Below are 12,707 nucleotides of genomic sequence, written 5' to 3' on the forward strand. Positions count from 1 at the left end.
TGCCGCACGCCCATGACCAACGCATCCTCTCCCTACACTGCCCGCTACCCCTCGCTGGCCGGGCGCACCGTGTTCATCTCCGGCGGTGCCAGCGGCATCGGCGAATCGCTGGTGCGGGCCTTTCATGCGCAGGGCGCGAAGGTCGGCTTCTGCGACCTCGACACCGCCGCCGGCGACGCGCTCGCGGCGCAGTTGCAGGGCGAACACCCGGCCCTGTTCGTGGCCTGCGACGTGACCGACACGGCCGCGCTCGCCGCCGCCATCGACGCGGTGCGCCAACGCTTCGGCCCGATCGCCGTGCTGCTGAACAACGCCGCCAACGACCGCCGCCACGAGATGGCCGATGTGACCAGCGACGACTTCGACCGGCTCGTGGCCGTCAACTTCAAGCACCAGTTCTTCGCCGCGCAGGCGGTGGCCGACGACATGCGCGCGCTGGGCGGCGGCTCGATCGTCAACTTCGGCTCGATCAGCTGGATGATCAAGGGCAAGGGCTACCCCGTCTACCAGGCCTGCAAGGCCGCGGCGCGCGGCCTCACGCGCTCGCTGGCGCGCGACCTGGGCAAGCAGAACATCCGCGTGAATTCGATCGTGCCGGGCTGGGTCATGACCGAGCGGCAGATCAAGCTGTGGGTCAAGCCCGAGTCGGGCGCGGAAATCGACGCGGCGCAATGCCTGCCGGGCCGCGTGATGGCCGAGGACATCGCGGCGATGGCGCTGTTCCTGGCGGCGGACGACTCGCGCATGTGCACCGCGCAAGACTATGTCGTGGATGCCGGCTGGACCTGAAACAGGCTCGCCCCCAGGCTACGCGCACTTCGTGTCGCTTCGCCAACCCCCTGCCGGGGGCAACACCTGCGGCCCGGCGAAGCCGGTTCCGCGGTGTTCCTGAAAAAATCTCGCTATTGCCTTTTGCTCAGTCGCGCAACTCTGCGGGCACCTTGCCGCCGTTGGCGGCCAGCTTGGTCATCACCTGGCGATGCAGCCAGATGTTCATCTTGGCGCTGTCGCTGGTGTCGGCGCCGTAGCTCAGTTCGGCGGCGAGTTGCTTGCGGGCGTCCAGGCTGCTGTCCAGGCCCAGCAGCTTCATCAGGTCGACGATGGAGGTGCGCCAGTTCAGGCTGCTCGCGCCGGGCATGCCGTCGAGCAGGGCCTCGACGTCCACCACCGTGATGGCGGGCGGCGGCGCGGCGGCCGCGGGTGCGCCGGCGGGAGCAGGCGCGGCAGGCGCGGCAGGTGCGGGTGCAGGCGCGGCGTTCGCGGACGGGAAGATCTTGGAGAGGATGCTGCCGAAAATGCTCATGCGAGTGCTCCGTGGAATGAGGGATTGATAACCTGCGGCAACATTCGTGTCGCAGCCGCAGGTTGTAGCACGGGCCTGCGGCGCTCCCGCTACACGGTGTGTCGAAGCGGCGCGGTGCGTGACCTAGTTCGCAGGCTGCGCCGCCAACGGCGGCAATTCGGGCGCGGCCGCCGAGGTGCCGCAGGCGTGGCAGAACTTGGAGAACGCGCTCTTGCGCGTCTCGCACACGCCACAGTGGTCGTACAGGCCGATGCCGCAGTGCGGGCAGAAGTCGATCTCGCCGTTCTTCAGGTCCACCGGCCGCTCGCAGCCAGGGCACACGCCCTTGCCCAGGCGCGCGAGCGCGGTGTCGTAGCTGAGCTCTTCGCGCCGCACCTGGTCGGGCTGCTGCTCGGCGAGCTTCTGGCGCGCCAGGTAGCGGTTGAGCGCGACGATGGCATAGCGCCCCACGATCACCGTCAGCACGATGCCCACCACGTAGCGCACATAGCCGCCGTAGCTCGGCAGGTAAGGCACCAGCTCGACGAAGAAGGCGAACAGCGCGAAGAAGATGAAGCCCCACACGAACGGCCAGTAGGTGCTCTTGCGCTTCCTCGCGAACAGCCAGCCGGCCACCACCAGCAGCGGCAGCGTGAGCGCCAGGCGGTAGCCGAACACGCGCAGTTCGATGCGGCGGTACTCGGCGTCGAGCTTGACCTGCGCGTCGCGCTCCAGGTCGGCGAGCGAGGTGCGTGCGCGCTGCTCGGCCTGGCGCGCGTCCAGCGTGATCTGCTGCTGCGCGTTGACCTGGCGCTGCACCTCCTCTTCCTTGCGCTTGAAGGCGTCGAGCGCCTTGGTTCGCGCGATGAGCTCGGTGTCCTGGTCGGGCTGCGCGGTGGCGCGGCGCGTGGCGAGCCAGTTGCCGAAGGTCTCGCGCGCATTGGCATTGGCCTGCTGCGCGGCCTGCAGCTGCAGGCGGATCTGGTCGAGGTCGCGCGCGGCCTGCAGTTCGGTGGCTTCCGAGGCCGCGATGGTGGCGCGCAACGGCTGCGCGGCGCGCAGGTCGATGAAGTCGTCGATGCCGCGCACGCGCTCGACCTGGGGCAGGTCGCCCACGATGGTGCTGCCCAGCCCGATGAGGAAGCTCGCGAACACGAACGCCACCAGCCACAGGCCGCGGCGAAACCACTTTTCTGACAGACGCAGGGATTTGCTCATGCCGTTCTTTCTTGCTTGTTCATTGAATCCTGAGGGTGACGGGCGCCGCGCCCAGGCCGGCGCGCGGCAGCCATGCGAACACCGAGTCGACCGTCACGGTCTCGATGCGGTCGCTGAAGCGCTTGTCGTTCGGGTGGTCGTCGAAGGCCACGTTGGCCGAGCCCACGCGACCGCCCAGCCGCGTGAGCGGCCCGAGCTTCAGCGTGGTCGGCTCGTAGCCCTTGAACTGCAGCCACGCCTGCGCCTGCGCGCGGCTGTTGACGGTGGCGGGCTCCATGGCGGCGGCCAGCGTCTCGACCGCCCACTGGTTCGACTGCTGGTACTTCTGGCCCCAGGCGTAGCCCACGATGCTGTACGGCGCGGTGTGCAGCCGCACGATGCGCGCGGGCGGCTCGTTGAGCGCGGCCATCAGCTGCGCCTGCACGGCAGGTGCAGGCACCACCCAGGCGGCCTCGTAGCGCCACAGGTCGTCGAGGAAGAACTCGCCCAGCCCCTGGCGGTAGACGTCCGCCACCGCGGTGCCGCACTGGTTGAGCTTGTGCACCACGCGCCACGTGCCGGCGTCGGTCTTGTAGGCGATGCCCAGGTGCGAGTAGCGCAGGCCGTACTTGCCCAGGTCCTGCCCGGCGCGCGCCAGGATCACCACGCGCGCGCCGCTGGCGTCGAGCGCCTGGGAGGTGCGCTCGGCCAGCTGCATGCCCTTGACGATGACCGCGAGCGTCGGCCTGGCCTGCTCGCAAGAGCGCCCGGCCTGCGCCTGCATCGGCAGCGCCGCCGCGGCAACGACGACGGCAAACACGGCGGCGGCGGAAAGGGAAGACGCGCGCTTCACGACAGTCTCTCGTTGTGGAGCAGCGCCCGGCCGATGGCGTTGGGCACGAAGGCCAGCACCTCGCCGGCGGCCGACAGCACCACACCCGCGCCGATCACGCTGACCAGCACGCTGGTGCCCACGGCATTCGACACGCCGTTGGCCGCGCGTCCGGCCACCTTGATGCTGGCGCGTGCACCGTCCGAGGCGCGTTCGAGCACGTACACCGTGCCGTCGACCGAGGCTTCGACCGCGACCACCACGAGCGTGGCGCCGCCCACCGACAGCGCGGCAGGCACCGCGACCACCGCCGTGGCCGACGCGCCGACCGCCGAGCCGGCGACCAGCACCGAGGCGACCGGCATCATCGACAGGGCCGCGGAGGCGTCGCTCTGCGCCTGGGCCTGCAAAGGCAACGCGACACCGGCGAAGGCCGTGCAGGCAGCGAGCAGGACGGCGGCAATGGACTTTTTCATGACGGTCTTTCGTTGTTCGGGCACTGCTTATTCCGTGGTGCCGGCAGCTTCGGCACGGGCCAGGCGGCGGCCTTGCAGGCGGGCCTCGGCCATGTCGGCTTCATGGCGGTCGCGCAGCGTCTTGGCCAGCGTGAAGGCCGAGCTCACGAGGAACAACCAGCTCACGCCCAGGAAGGCCTTGTAGGCGTCATTGATCTCCATGCGCACGAGGCCCCACACGGTCAGGCCCATCGCGGTGAAGAAGCTGCCCCAGACCACCAGGCGCCACAGGGGCACGTCGCGGCCAGTGGCGGAGCCAGCGGCGGCCGCGGCGGCCTGCTCGCCGTCGCGGATGAACTTGGACAGCATGAACGCCGTGCTCAGGCAGAACACGTAGCCCATCACCATGAACGCCCGGTCCAGCGCCTCGCCCGGCAGCCAGCTCAAGCCGGTGGCGCACAGGAAGACGGCGATCGCGAAAGAGGCCCAGGTCTGGAACTGCCAGGCCCGCGAATCGCGCTGGATGGAAACGGTCGTGGATGAAAGGGGTTGCATGTGTGCCTCGCGGCGTAGTGAAGGTGGGCGAATGATGGTTCGCTCCCGCACCGCGAGGCTTGAATGCTTGCACCGGTGGCGGCTTGCGGCGCCACCGGTATCTCAGAGAGCTACTTTCAGGCGCCGAGCAACCCGCTCACGCGCTGGTGCAGCGACGCCGGTTGCACTTCGAGCGGCGGCACGGCCGTGCCCACGTTCAGCCCGACGCGGCTGTAGAAGCCGCGGCGGAAGGGCTTGGCCATGGCCACGTTCTGGCCGCCGCGCAGCTCGATGCGGCTGAAGTACGAGCCCCACAGGTTGGTCAGCGCCATCGGGATCACGGGCGGCTCCAGGCCCTCGGCGCGCGCGCTCTCGATGATCTTCATCACGCCGCCCTTGAAGGGCTGCAGCGTGCCGTCGCGGGTGATGGCACCCTCGGGAAAGATGGCGAGCAGGTCGCCCTCGCGCAGCACGCCCAGCGCCTTGGCGAAGGCCGCTTCGTAGGCGGCCGGGTCTTCCTTCTGCGGCGCGATGGGAATGGCCTTGGCCAGCTTGAACAGCCAGCCCAGCACCGGCACCTTGAAGATGCGGTGGTCCATGATGAAGCGGATGGGCCGCGGGCTCGCCGCCATCAGCAGCACCGCGTCGATGAAGCTCACGTGGTTGCACACCAGCACGGCCGCGCCCTCGGTGGGAATGTGCTCGTCGCCCTTGATGTCGAAGCGGTAGACGAAGCGCGACAGCACCCACGCCACGAAGCGCAGCAGGTACTCGGGCACCAGCATGAAGATGTAGAACGCCACCACCGCGTTGGCGATGCCCGTGAACAGGAAGATCTGCGGAATGGTGAAGCCCGCGCCCAGCAGCGCGCCGGCGATGACCGAGCTGCCGATCATGAAGAGCGCATTGAGGATGTTGTTCGCCGCGATGATGCGTGCGCGGTGCGTGGGCTGGCTGCGCAGCTGAATGAGCGCGTACATCGGCACGCTGTACAGCCCCGCGAACAGCGACAGCAGCCCCAGGTCGGCCATCACGCGCCAGTGCGCGCCCTGGTGCACGAAGCTGCCGATGCCCATCTCGGGCACCTGCGGCAGGCCGCGCGAGGCGAAGTACAGGTCGATCGCGAACACGCTCATGCCGATGGCCCCCAGCGGCACCAGGCCGATTTCGACCTGCCGGCGGCTCAGCGTCTCGCACAGCAGCGAGCCGACGCCGATGCCGATCGAGAACACCACCAGCAGCAGCGAGGCCACCTGCTCGTCGCCGTGCAGCACTTCCTTGGCGAAGCTCGGAAACTGGCTCAGGAACACCGCGCCGAAGAACCACATCCACGAGATGCCCAGCAGCGAGCGGAACACCACCACGTTCTGGTGCGCCAGCTTCAGGTTGCGCCAGGTCTCGCTGAACGGGTTCCAGTTGATGACCAGCGCGGGGTCGGTGGCCGGCGCCTGCGGAATGGCCTGCGCCACGCCGCGCCCCACCAGCGCCAGCAGCACGCAGGCCACGGCCACGCTCATGTGGCCGACCTGCGGCACCGCCACCAGCAGCCCGCCTGCCACCTGGCCCAGCAGGATGGCCACGAAGGTGCCCATCTCGACCATGCCGTTGCCGCCCGTGAGCTCGCGCGCGTCGAGCACCTGCGGCAGGTAGGCGAACTTGACCGGCCCGAACAGCGTGGAGTGCAGCCCCATCAGGAACACGCAGCCCAGCAGCACCACCGCATTGGCGGTGACGAAGCCCCAGGCCGCGATGAACATGATCGCGATCTCGAGGTTCTTGACGAAGCGGATCATCTTCGTCTTGTCGAACTTGTCGGTCAGCTGGCCGGCCGTGGCCGAGAACAGCAGGAACGGCAGGATGAACAGCGCCCCGATCGCCAGGCCCGCCATGGCCGGCGGCATCCAGCTGAGCTGCAGCTGGTAGGTGACCATGACGGTGAAGGCGAACTTGAAGAGGTTGTCGTTCGCCGCGCCGGCAAACTGGGTCCAGAAGAAAGGCGCGAAGCGCCGCTGCTTGAGGAGGGCGAACTGGTTGGCGTGGGCGTTCGCTTCGTGGACCACGGGGGTGGCTGCAGCAGCGGCGGGGTTTGTCATTCGAAGAATTCTCCTCAGGCTGCCACGGCGGCGGCGCCCGGATTGTGCCGCAGCGCGGCTTGCCAGCGCATTTCGAGCTTGCGCAGGGCGAACACCACCGGCAGGCCGGCGAGCGCCGCCGTCAGGTGCTTGAGCGAGTGGCCCGACACCGTGTGCCGCGTGAACTCGTAGATCTGGTGGTCGGCCAGCTCGAACCCCTTGGCCACCACATAGAAGAAGATCACCCAGCCCAGCTTCAGCCCGACCGACTTGCGCATCGGCGTGGACAGCGCCAGCGTGAGCACCAGCGCCATGCCGCCGAACTGCACCAGCGCCCAGGGCAGCACGTTGCCGCTCTCCTGGAACACCTCGGCCGACAGCAGGCCCGCCGTGAGCACGAACCAGGCGGCGGGCCAGCCGGCGCGCTGGCTCACCCGCTCGCACACCGCCACGCCGATCAGCCCCGCGAAGGCCACCGCCATGCCGGCGCGGTCCGCGGCGAGCCGGGGGGCGTCGGGCACGAGATGGTAGAAGGCCGAGCCCGCGGCGGCGGCGATCAGGCCGGCGAAGAACAGCCAGGCGCAGTCGAGCGTGTTGTCGGGCGGGTCGCTGGCCGGCGGCGCCAGCGGAAAAGCCGACAGCGCCTGCTGGTGCGAGCGGTCGATGCGGTTGAGCCGGTACAGGCCCCACAGGCCGACCACCACGAACGGAATGTTGCTCAGCACGTCCATGGCGTTGGGCAGCCCGTGCCAGCCGCGGTCGTCGGCGAACACCGAGGCGATGGCGACGTCGGCGGCCGGCAGCTCGGGGCCGAAGATGGCGATCAGCGTGAGCAGCGCGAAGGTGAAAAGCAGTCCGCGTTCGCGGCGGCTGAGAGAGGGCAGATGCATGGCGGACCTCGGTGGGTGGGGTAACAAGCCGCGGATTCTGGTTGCCAGCCTCCCTGCAGGCATCGAGAATCGATACGAGGTACTAATTCACACCCTTGGGTATCTTCTTTCAATACCTTCCGCCTGACCTGAACCTTCATGAGCACCACCGTCGACCTCGTCCAAGCCCTCAAGAACGAACTCAAAAGCGCCCGCATGACCTACGCCGACTTGGCCCGGTCGCTGGACATGGCGGAGTCCAGCGTCAAGCGCATGCTGGCCAAGAGCGACATGCCGCTGTCGCGGGTGGACGCCATCTGCCGCGCGCTGAAGATCGACTTTGCCGAGCTGGCCCGCCGCGTGGCCGACGCCCAGCCGCTGCTCAAGGAGCTGACGCAGGAGCAGGAAAAGGCGGTGGTGAAAGACAAGAAGCTGCTGCTGGTGGCCATCAGCGTGCTGAGCCAGTGGACGCTGGAGCAGATCGTGACGGCCTACCGCATCAGCGAGGCCGAGTGCATCGGCTGCCTGGCGCAGCTGGACCGCATCGGCATCATCGAGCTGCGCCCGCTGAACCGGTATCGCCTGAAGCTGGCCAAGACCTTCCGCTGGCGCCCGCACGGCCCGGTGATGGAGTTCTTCCGCGAGAACGTGGTGCTCGACTACTACCGCGGCGGCTTCGACGGCCCGGCCGAGGGGCTGCTGCTGGTGCACGGCTCGATCAGCCGCTCGCTGGCGCCCGCTTTCCTGGAGCGCCTGCAGCGCGTGGCACAGGACTTTGCGCAGCAGCACCAGACCGACCAGAAGCTGTCGGCCAAGGACCGCGAGGGCTACACGCTGCTGCTGGGCATGCGCAACTGGGAGTTCGAGCTGTTCACGCGGCTGCGCCGCGCCTGATGTCGCTCAGGCCTTGGCGGCTTCCAGCGCGTCGCGCGTGCCGCGCGCCGCGTTCTTCGCCGCATCGGCGAAGTCGTCACCCGACGACGCATAGATGATCGCGCGCGACGAGTTCACGATGATCGGCGCGTCCGCGCGCCAGCCGGCGCGCACCGTGGCCACCGCGTCGCCGCCCTGGGCGCCGACGCCCGGAATCAGCAGCGGCACCGTCGGCGCGAGTTCGCGCACGCGCTCGATTTCCGCCGGATAGGTCGCGCCCACCACCAGGCCGAGCTGGCCGTTGAGGTTCCACGGCCCCTGCGCCAGCTTGGCGACGTGCTCGTACAGGAAGGGCTGGCCCTCCACGTCCGCCAGCCGCTGCCCCTGCAGGTCGGAGCCCCCGGGGTTGCTGGTGCGGCACAGCAGGAAGGCGCCCTTGCCTTCGTGCTTGAGGTAGGGCGCCACCGAGTCGAAACCCATGAAGGGCGACAGAGTGACGGCGTCGGCGCCGTAGCGTTCGAAGGCTTCGAGCGCGTACTGCTCGGCGGTGGAGCCGATGTCGCCGCGCTTGGCGTCCAGGATGGTGGGCACGTGGGGCGCGTTGCGGCGCATGTGCTCCATGAGCTGCTCGAGCTGGGCCTCGGCGCGGTGGGCCGCGAAATAGGCGATCTGCGGCTTGAAGGCGATGACCAGGTCGGCCGTCGCGTCGACGATGCGCGCGCAGAAGTCATAGATGCGGCTGGCGTCGCCCTTGAGTTGCCCCGGGAACCTGGCGGGCTCGGGATCGAGCCCCACGCAGAGCAACGAACCGTTTTTTTGCTGTGCGGCGGCCAGCTTGTCGAGGAAAGTCATGGGCCGGGATTTTAGGCGGCCCCGCTCCGGCAGCTGTTTCAGCGCCTGTTTGCGCCGCTGTGCCAGCCGGCCAGCCCCCTCAGGGCGATGGGGTGGGCGTGTGCTGTTCCGCGGCCAGGCACAGGTCGGCCCAGGCGCGCGCCTTGTCGGCCGGATTGCGCAGCAGGTAGGCGGGGTGATACGTCGCCACCACCGACGCACCGTCGACGCCAGCCAGCGGCACGACGCGCCCGCGCAGCTTGCCCAGCGGATCGCCGCTTTGCATCAGGCCTTGCGCGGCCAGCGGGCCCATGGCCAGCACGACGCGCGGGGCGAGCGCGGCGGCGTGTTCGCCGAAGGCCTCGTCCATCGCGCGCGGGCTGCCGGGCTGGCCGGCGGCCACGCCGCGGTGGGTGCGCACGAGGTGCACGGGCGTGCGGCCGTCGTGCAGCTTCAGGGCGCGCAGCATGTTGTCGAGCAGGCGGCCGGCGTCGCCCGCGAAAGGCTCGCCGTGGCGGCCGTCGGCCTCGGGCGGCATGTCGGCGACGACGAGCCAGCCGCCTTGCGCGGGTTCGGCGCCGGCTTCGGCATAGAGGCGGCAGGGCGCTTCGACCAGCACGGCGGCGCCTTGAGGCTGAGGCGCGGCGGTCGGACGGGCGACCGGCGCGGGCGCCATGGCGGGCCGGGTGACAGGCGCAGGCGCAGGAGCGGGCGCCGGTGCGGCGACCGGCATTTCGGCCTCGTTTCGCTCATCTGCGCTCGCCACATCTGCGTATGCCGCTACTGTTTCAATAGCAGCGGGCGCCGCCTCGACCGCTTCGGCGACCTCCGGCACGGGCCACCAGACCTTCACACCCATCTCGTCGAGCATCGCGCGCTGGCGCGCGTCGAGCTTCAATGTCTGCACGGCACTCATCGCAAGGCTCCCCAGGCGGTGCCTGTTTCATTCAATCGCAGGCTCATGACGACCGCGTCTTCACGCTTGTTGTCATGGGCCGGGTAGTAGCCCTTGCGCACGCCGACGCTGCGAAAACCGTGGCGCAGGTAGATGTCGAGCGCGCGCTGGTTGCTCTGGCGCACTTCGAGCCACAGCCACTGCGCGCTCTCGGCGCGCGACCAGCCGCCCAGGGCCTCGAGCATGAGCGGCGCCCAGCCCTGGCGCTGGAAGGCCGGCGCCACGGTGATGTTCAGCAGGTGCACCTCGTCCACGCCCTTCATGGCGACGAAATAGCCGATCAGCGTTTCGCCCAGCTCGGTGACCGGCGAGCGCACGCCCTGCGCCACGCCGGGCGCCAGAAGGCACTGGCAGTGGTAGCCCACGGCCATGGAGTCGGTGAAGTTGGCGCGCGTCCACGGGTGGCTGTAGGCCGTCTGCTCGACCGCGCACACCGCATCGATCCGCTCGATGGTGAGCGGTTCGAGGCGGGCTTCGACGGGCTGGAGGACGGCGCTCATGCGGGGTCGGGGGTGGGTGTGTCAGAGGGCGGCGGCGGCTGCCTTGATGGCCGCGCGCTCTTCGGTGGTCTGCGCCACTTTATCGCGAACGTACAGCGGCCAGGCCTGTGCCGCCGGCACGGTGCGCCCTGCCGCGAGCAGCGCGGGGGCCAGCCGCAGCAAGGCGGTGGCGCTCGGCAGGGCATCGTGGCGGGCGGCGGCCGGGGCCAGGCGCGGACCGTAGGCGGCGAAGGCGGTGCCGGCGAGCGCCCAGCCGGGCGGCACTTCGAGCGCTTCGGGCGACAGCAGCAGCGGTTCGTCGTCGCCGCCGAGCGGGCCGTGGGCGGCGAAGTCGTAGCGCGCGGCGTAGATCTGGTCCATGCGGGCGTCGAGCGCGGCCACCACCTGCTGCGCGCCGAAGGCATGGCGCGCCTCCTCGGCCACGGCCAGCAGGGTGTCGACCGGCACCAGCGGCACCTTGGCGCCGAAGGCCAGCCCTTGCGCCACCGAGCAGGCGGTGCGCAGGCCGGTGAACGAGCCGGGGCCGCGGCCGAAGACGATGGCGTCGAGTTCGGACAGCGCGAGGCCGGCGTCGGCCAGCAGTTGCTGGATCAGCGGAAGCAGCGTGGCCGAGGCCTGGGCGCCGCCCACGCCGTTGTGCGCGCGCAGCGTGTCGCCGTGCAGCACGGCCACGGACAGGTGCTCGGTGCTGGTGTCGAAGGCAAGCAGCTTGGGCAAGGCGAGGGGCATGCGCCGATTATCGAGGGGCGGCCCCATTCGTGCCGTGACCCGGCCTTCATCCCACGCTCACCCCACGCTCACCCCACGCTCACCCCACGCTCATCCCGCGCTTACACCGCGCGCTCCCCGCGCTCACCCCTCGTCATCGCTCCGCAGAATCGCCAGCCCCGCCTTGCGCAGCGGCGCCAGCGCCTTGGCCGGCGCATCGGGCGACACCAGCAGGCGGGTGGCCGCGCCCACCGGGTTGACCACCCAGGCCGAGGCCGCGCCCAGCTTCTCCGACGAGGCCAGCACCACCGTCTCGGCCGCCGCCGCCATCAGCGCGCGCTTGATCTCCGCCTCTTCCAGGTCGCCCGTGGTGAGCCCGGCCTCGGCGTGCACGCCGGTGACGCCCATGAAGTACGTGTCCGCATGGATGCGCGCAATGGCCGCCATCGCCGCCGAGCCGACCGCCACCATGGAGTGCTTGAACAGGCGCCCGCCGATCAGCACCACCTCGATGCCGGCATGGTCCACCAGCTCGACCGCCACCGACGGGCTGTGCGTGACCACGGTGGCCTGCAGGCTTTTCGGCAGGTGGCGCGCGAGCTGCACGGCGGTGGTGCCGCCGTCGACGAACACCACCTGCCCTGGCTTCACCAGGCGCGCGGCGGCGCGGCCGATGGCCACTTTTTCGTCGGGCGCGAGCTGCTGCCGCCCGGCGAAGTCGGCCTCGGCCGCCGCGATCGGCAACGCGCCGCCGTGCACGCGAAGCAGCAGGCCCTCGGCCGCCAGCTCGCGCAGGTCGCGGCGCAGGGTGTCTTCCGACAGGCCGAGTTCGTCGCTGAGCGCCTTCGCCACGACGTGGCCGTCGCGCTCCAGGACCGAGAGGATGTGTTGCTTGCGCTGGCGGGTGAGCATCGGTCGATGGTATCGGCCCGAACAGCCGATTGCACGTTTTTTCTTGTTTTTGCACGAACATGCACATATGCTCGCCGCCCATGACCCTCCAAGACCGCGTCCGGGTGCACGAAGTCACCCTGCTTTCCGACCATTGGTACACGCTGCGCACCACCGCCTTCGACTGGCGCCGCAACGACGGCCAGTGGCAGCGCATGCACCGCGAAACCTACGACCGCGGCAACGGCGCCACGCTGCTGCCCTACAACCTGGCGCAGCGCACGGTGCTGCTGACGCGCCAGTTCCGCTACCCGGCCTTCGTCAACGGCCACGACGACCTGCTGATCGAGGCCGCGGCCGGCCTGCTGGACAACGCCGCGCCGGAGGAACGCATCCGCGCCGAGGTCGAGGAAGAACTGGGCCTGCGGCTCGGCAACGTGCAGAAGATCTTCGAGAGCTTCATGAGCCCGGGTTCGGTGACCGAGAAGCTGCACTTCTTCATCGCGCCCTACGAGCCCTCGATGCGCATCGGCGCGGGCGGCGGCCTGGCGGAGGAAGGCGAGGACATCGAGGTGCTGGAGCTGGGCATCGACGAGGCGCTGGCCATGGTGGCCGACGGGCGCATCGCCGACGCCAAGACGGTGATGCTGCTCTACCACGCGAAGCTGCACGTGTTCGCTGCGTCACTTGCGTCTGGATAATGGGCGG

At 69.7% G+C, this 12,707-nt stretch carries 15 protein-coding genes; 3 read left to right on the forward strand and 12 right to left on the reverse strand.

Features of this window, described 5'->3' with window-relative positions:
* The first annotated feature begins 12 nt into the window (after positions 1 to 12).
* Complete coding sequence (locus AC1DJH_RS09790; RefSeq protein ID WP_435495863.1) at positions 13 to 789, forward strand: SDR family NAD(P)-dependent oxidoreductase; 777 nt, start codon at positions 13 to 15, stop codon at positions 787 to 789.
* A gap of 127 nt (positions 790 to 916) precedes the next feature.
* Here AC1DJH_RS09790 and AC1DJH_RS09795 read toward each other — a convergent pair whose 3' ends face one another.
* The 7 genes from AC1DJH_RS09795 to AC1DJH_RS09825 all read right to left on the reverse strand — a co-directional run bounded on the left by AC1DJH_RS09795 (position 917) and on the right by AC1DJH_RS09825 (position 7,262).
* Positions 917 to 1,303, reverse strand: coding sequence for a DUF3597 domain-containing protein (locus AC1DJH_RS09795; RefSeq protein ID WP_435437472.1), 387 nt, complete (start codon positions 1,301 to 1,303; stop codon positions 917 to 919).
* 123 nt (positions 1,304 to 1,426) lie between these two features.
* A complete protein-coding gene (locus AC1DJH_RS09800) occupies positions 1,427 to 2,500 on the reverse strand; it encodes a serine endopeptidase (protein ID WP_478185547.1) in 1,074 nt (357 codons plus the stop codon).
* 19 nt (positions 2,501 to 2,519) lie between these two features.
* Positions 2,520 to 3,263 (reverse strand): DUF2145 domain-containing protein, encoded by a 744-nt coding sequence (locus AC1DJH_RS09805; RefSeq protein WP_478185835.1) that lies wholly within the window; start codon positions 3,261 to 3,263, stop codon positions 2,520 to 2,522.
* A gap of 65 nt (positions 3,264 to 3,328) precedes the next feature.
* A complete protein-coding gene (locus tag AC1DJH_RS09810) occupies positions 3,329 to 3,787 on the reverse strand; it encodes a hypothetical protein (RefSeq protein ID WP_472125096.1) in 459 nt (152 codons plus the stop codon).
* A gap of 27 nt (positions 3,788 to 3,814) precedes the next feature.
* The gene (locus AC1DJH_RS09815; protein ID WP_478185548.1) at positions 3,815 to 4,321 is read right to left on the reverse strand and encodes a YiaA/YiaB family inner membrane protein; all 507 of its coding nucleotides are present in this window, start codon (positions 4,319 to 4,321) and stop codon (positions 3,815 to 3,817) included.
* 116 nt (positions 4,322 to 4,437) lie between these two features.
* Complete coding sequence (locus tag AC1DJH_RS09820) at positions 4,438 to 6,393, reverse strand: MFS transporter (protein ID WP_478185549.1); 1,956 nt, start codon at positions 6,391 to 6,393, stop codon at positions 4,438 to 4,440.
* A gap of 14 nt (positions 6,394 to 6,407) precedes the next feature.
* The gene (locus tag AC1DJH_RS09825) at positions 6,408 to 7,262 is read right to left on the reverse strand and encodes a hypothetical protein (RefSeq protein ID WP_435437467.1); all 855 of its coding nucleotides are present in this window, start codon (positions 7,260 to 7,262) and stop codon (positions 6,408 to 6,410) included.
* A 138-nt stretch (positions 7,263 to 7,400) separates the two neighbouring features.
* On the opposite strand from AC1DJH_RS09825, the gene AC1DJH_RS09830 reads away from it, so the two are divergent.
* The gene (locus AC1DJH_RS09830) at positions 7,401 to 8,135 is read left to right on the forward strand and encodes a helix-turn-helix domain-containing protein (RefSeq protein ID WP_435437466.1); all 735 of its coding nucleotides are present in this window, start codon (positions 7,401 to 7,403) and stop codon (positions 8,133 to 8,135) included.
* Between the two features lie 6 nt (positions 8,136 to 8,141).
* Here the strand turns inward: AC1DJH_RS09830 and pyrF are convergent, their stop codons facing one another.
* From pyrF to AC1DJH_RS09855, 5 genes are all read right to left on the reverse strand, one after another.
* The gene (pyrF, locus tag AC1DJH_RS09835; protein ID WP_478185550.1) at positions 8,142 to 8,966 is read right to left on the reverse strand and encodes an orotidine-5'-phosphate decarboxylase; all 825 of its coding nucleotides are present in this window, start codon (positions 8,964 to 8,966) and stop codon (positions 8,142 to 8,144) included.
* Positions 8,967 to 9,045: 79 nt separating this feature from the next.
* Entirely contained in the window at positions 9,046 to 9,861 is an 816-nt protein-coding gene (locus tag AC1DJH_RS09840; protein WP_478185551.1) for a uracil-DNA glycosylase, read from the reverse strand.
* Positions 9,858 to 10,400, reverse strand: a complete 543-nt coding sequence (gene rimI, locus AC1DJH_RS09845; protein WP_435487564.1) for a ribosomal protein S18-alanine N-acetyltransferase — start codon at positions 10,398 to 10,400, stop codon at positions 9,858 to 9,860. The genes AC1DJH_RS09840 and rimI overlap by 4 nt, the downstream gene beginning before the upstream one ends.
* 21 nt (positions 10,401 to 10,421) lie before the next feature.
* Positions 10,422 to 11,129, reverse strand: a complete 708-nt coding sequence (gene tsaB / locus AC1DJH_RS09850) for a tRNA (adenosine(37)-N6)-threonylcarbamoyltransferase complex dimerization subunit type 1 TsaB (protein WP_472125107.1) — start codon at positions 11,127 to 11,129, stop codon at positions 10,422 to 10,424.
* 123 nt (positions 11,130 to 11,252) lie between these two features.
* Complete coding sequence (locus AC1DJH_RS09855) at positions 11,253 to 12,020, reverse strand: DeoR/GlpR family DNA-binding transcription regulator (RefSeq protein ID WP_478185552.1); 768 nt, start codon at positions 12,018 to 12,020, stop codon at positions 11,253 to 11,255.
* An 80-nt stretch (positions 12,021 to 12,100) separates the two neighbouring features.
* Between AC1DJH_RS09855 and AC1DJH_RS09860 the strand changes: the two genes are divergently transcribed.
* Complete coding sequence (locus AC1DJH_RS09860) at positions 12,101 to 12,700, forward strand: GDP-mannose pyrophosphatase (protein WP_478185553.1); 600 nt, start codon at positions 12,101 to 12,103, stop codon at positions 12,698 to 12,700.
* Positions 12,701 to 12,707: the final 7 nt, after the last annotated feature.

The organism is Variovorax sp. 10N412 (assembly GCF_056394985.1).

Excerpts from the sequence above, each read along its gene's own strand:
- AC1DJH_RS09800 (WP_478185547.1), bottom strand. The coding sequence starts at position 2,500 with ATGAGCAAATCCCTGCGTCTGTCAGAAAAGTGGTTTCGCCGCGGCCTG.
- AC1DJH_RS09860 (WP_478185553.1), top strand. The coding sequence starts at position 12,101 with ATGACCCTCCAAGACCGCGTCCGGGTGCACGAAGTCACCCTGCTTTCC.
- AC1DJH_RS09820 (WP_478185549.1), bottom strand. The coding sequence starts at position 6,393 with ATGACAAACCCCGCCGCTGCTGCAGCCACCCCCGTGGTCCACGAAGCG.
- rimI (WP_435487564.1), bottom strand. The coding sequence starts at position 10,400 with ATGAGCGCCGTCCTCCAGCCCGTCGAAGCCCGCCTCGAACCGCTCACC.
- AC1DJH_RS09825 (WP_435437467.1), bottom strand. The coding sequence starts at position 7,262 with ATGCATCTGCCCTCTCTCAGCCGCCGCGAACGCGGACTGCTTTTCACC.
- AC1DJH_RS09795 (WP_435437472.1), bottom strand. The coding sequence starts at position 1,303 with ATGAGCATTTTCGGCAGCATCCTCTCCAAGATCTTCCCGTCCGCGAAC.
- tsaB (WP_472125107.1), bottom strand. The coding sequence starts at position 11,129 with ATGCCCCTCGCCTTGCCCAAGCTGCTTGCCTTCGACACCAGCACCGAG.
- pyrF (WP_478185550.1), bottom strand. The coding sequence starts at position 8,966 with ATGACTTTCCTCGACAAGCTGGCCGCCGCACAGCAAAAAAACGGTTCG.
- AC1DJH_RS09805 (WP_478185835.1), bottom strand. The coding sequence starts at position 3,263 with ATGCAGGCGCAGGCCGGGCGCTCTTGCGAGCAGGCCAGGCCGACGCTC.
- AC1DJH_RS09815 (WP_478185548.1), bottom strand. The coding sequence starts at position 4,321 with ATGCAACCCCTTTCATCCACGACCGTTTCCATCCAGCGCGATTCGCGG.
- AC1DJH_RS09855 (WP_478185552.1), bottom strand. The coding sequence starts at position 12,020 with ATGCTCACCCGCCAGCGCAAGCAACACATCCTCTCGGTCCTGGAGCGC.
- AC1DJH_RS09830 (WP_435437466.1), top strand. The coding sequence starts at position 7,401 with ATGAGCACCACCGTCGACCTCGTCCAAGCCCTCAAGAACGAACTCAAA.
- AC1DJH_RS09840 (WP_478185551.1), bottom strand. The coding sequence starts at position 9,861 with ATGAGTGCCGTGCAGACATTGAAGCTCGACGCGCGCCAGCGCGCGATG.
- AC1DJH_RS09810 (WP_472125096.1), bottom strand. The coding sequence starts at position 3,787 with ATGAAAAAGTCCATTGCCGCCGTCCTGCTCGCTGCCTGCACGGCCTTC.
- AC1DJH_RS09790 (WP_435495863.1), top strand. The coding sequence starts at position 13 with ATGACCAACGCATCCTCTCCCTACACTGCCCGCTACCCCTCGCTGGCC.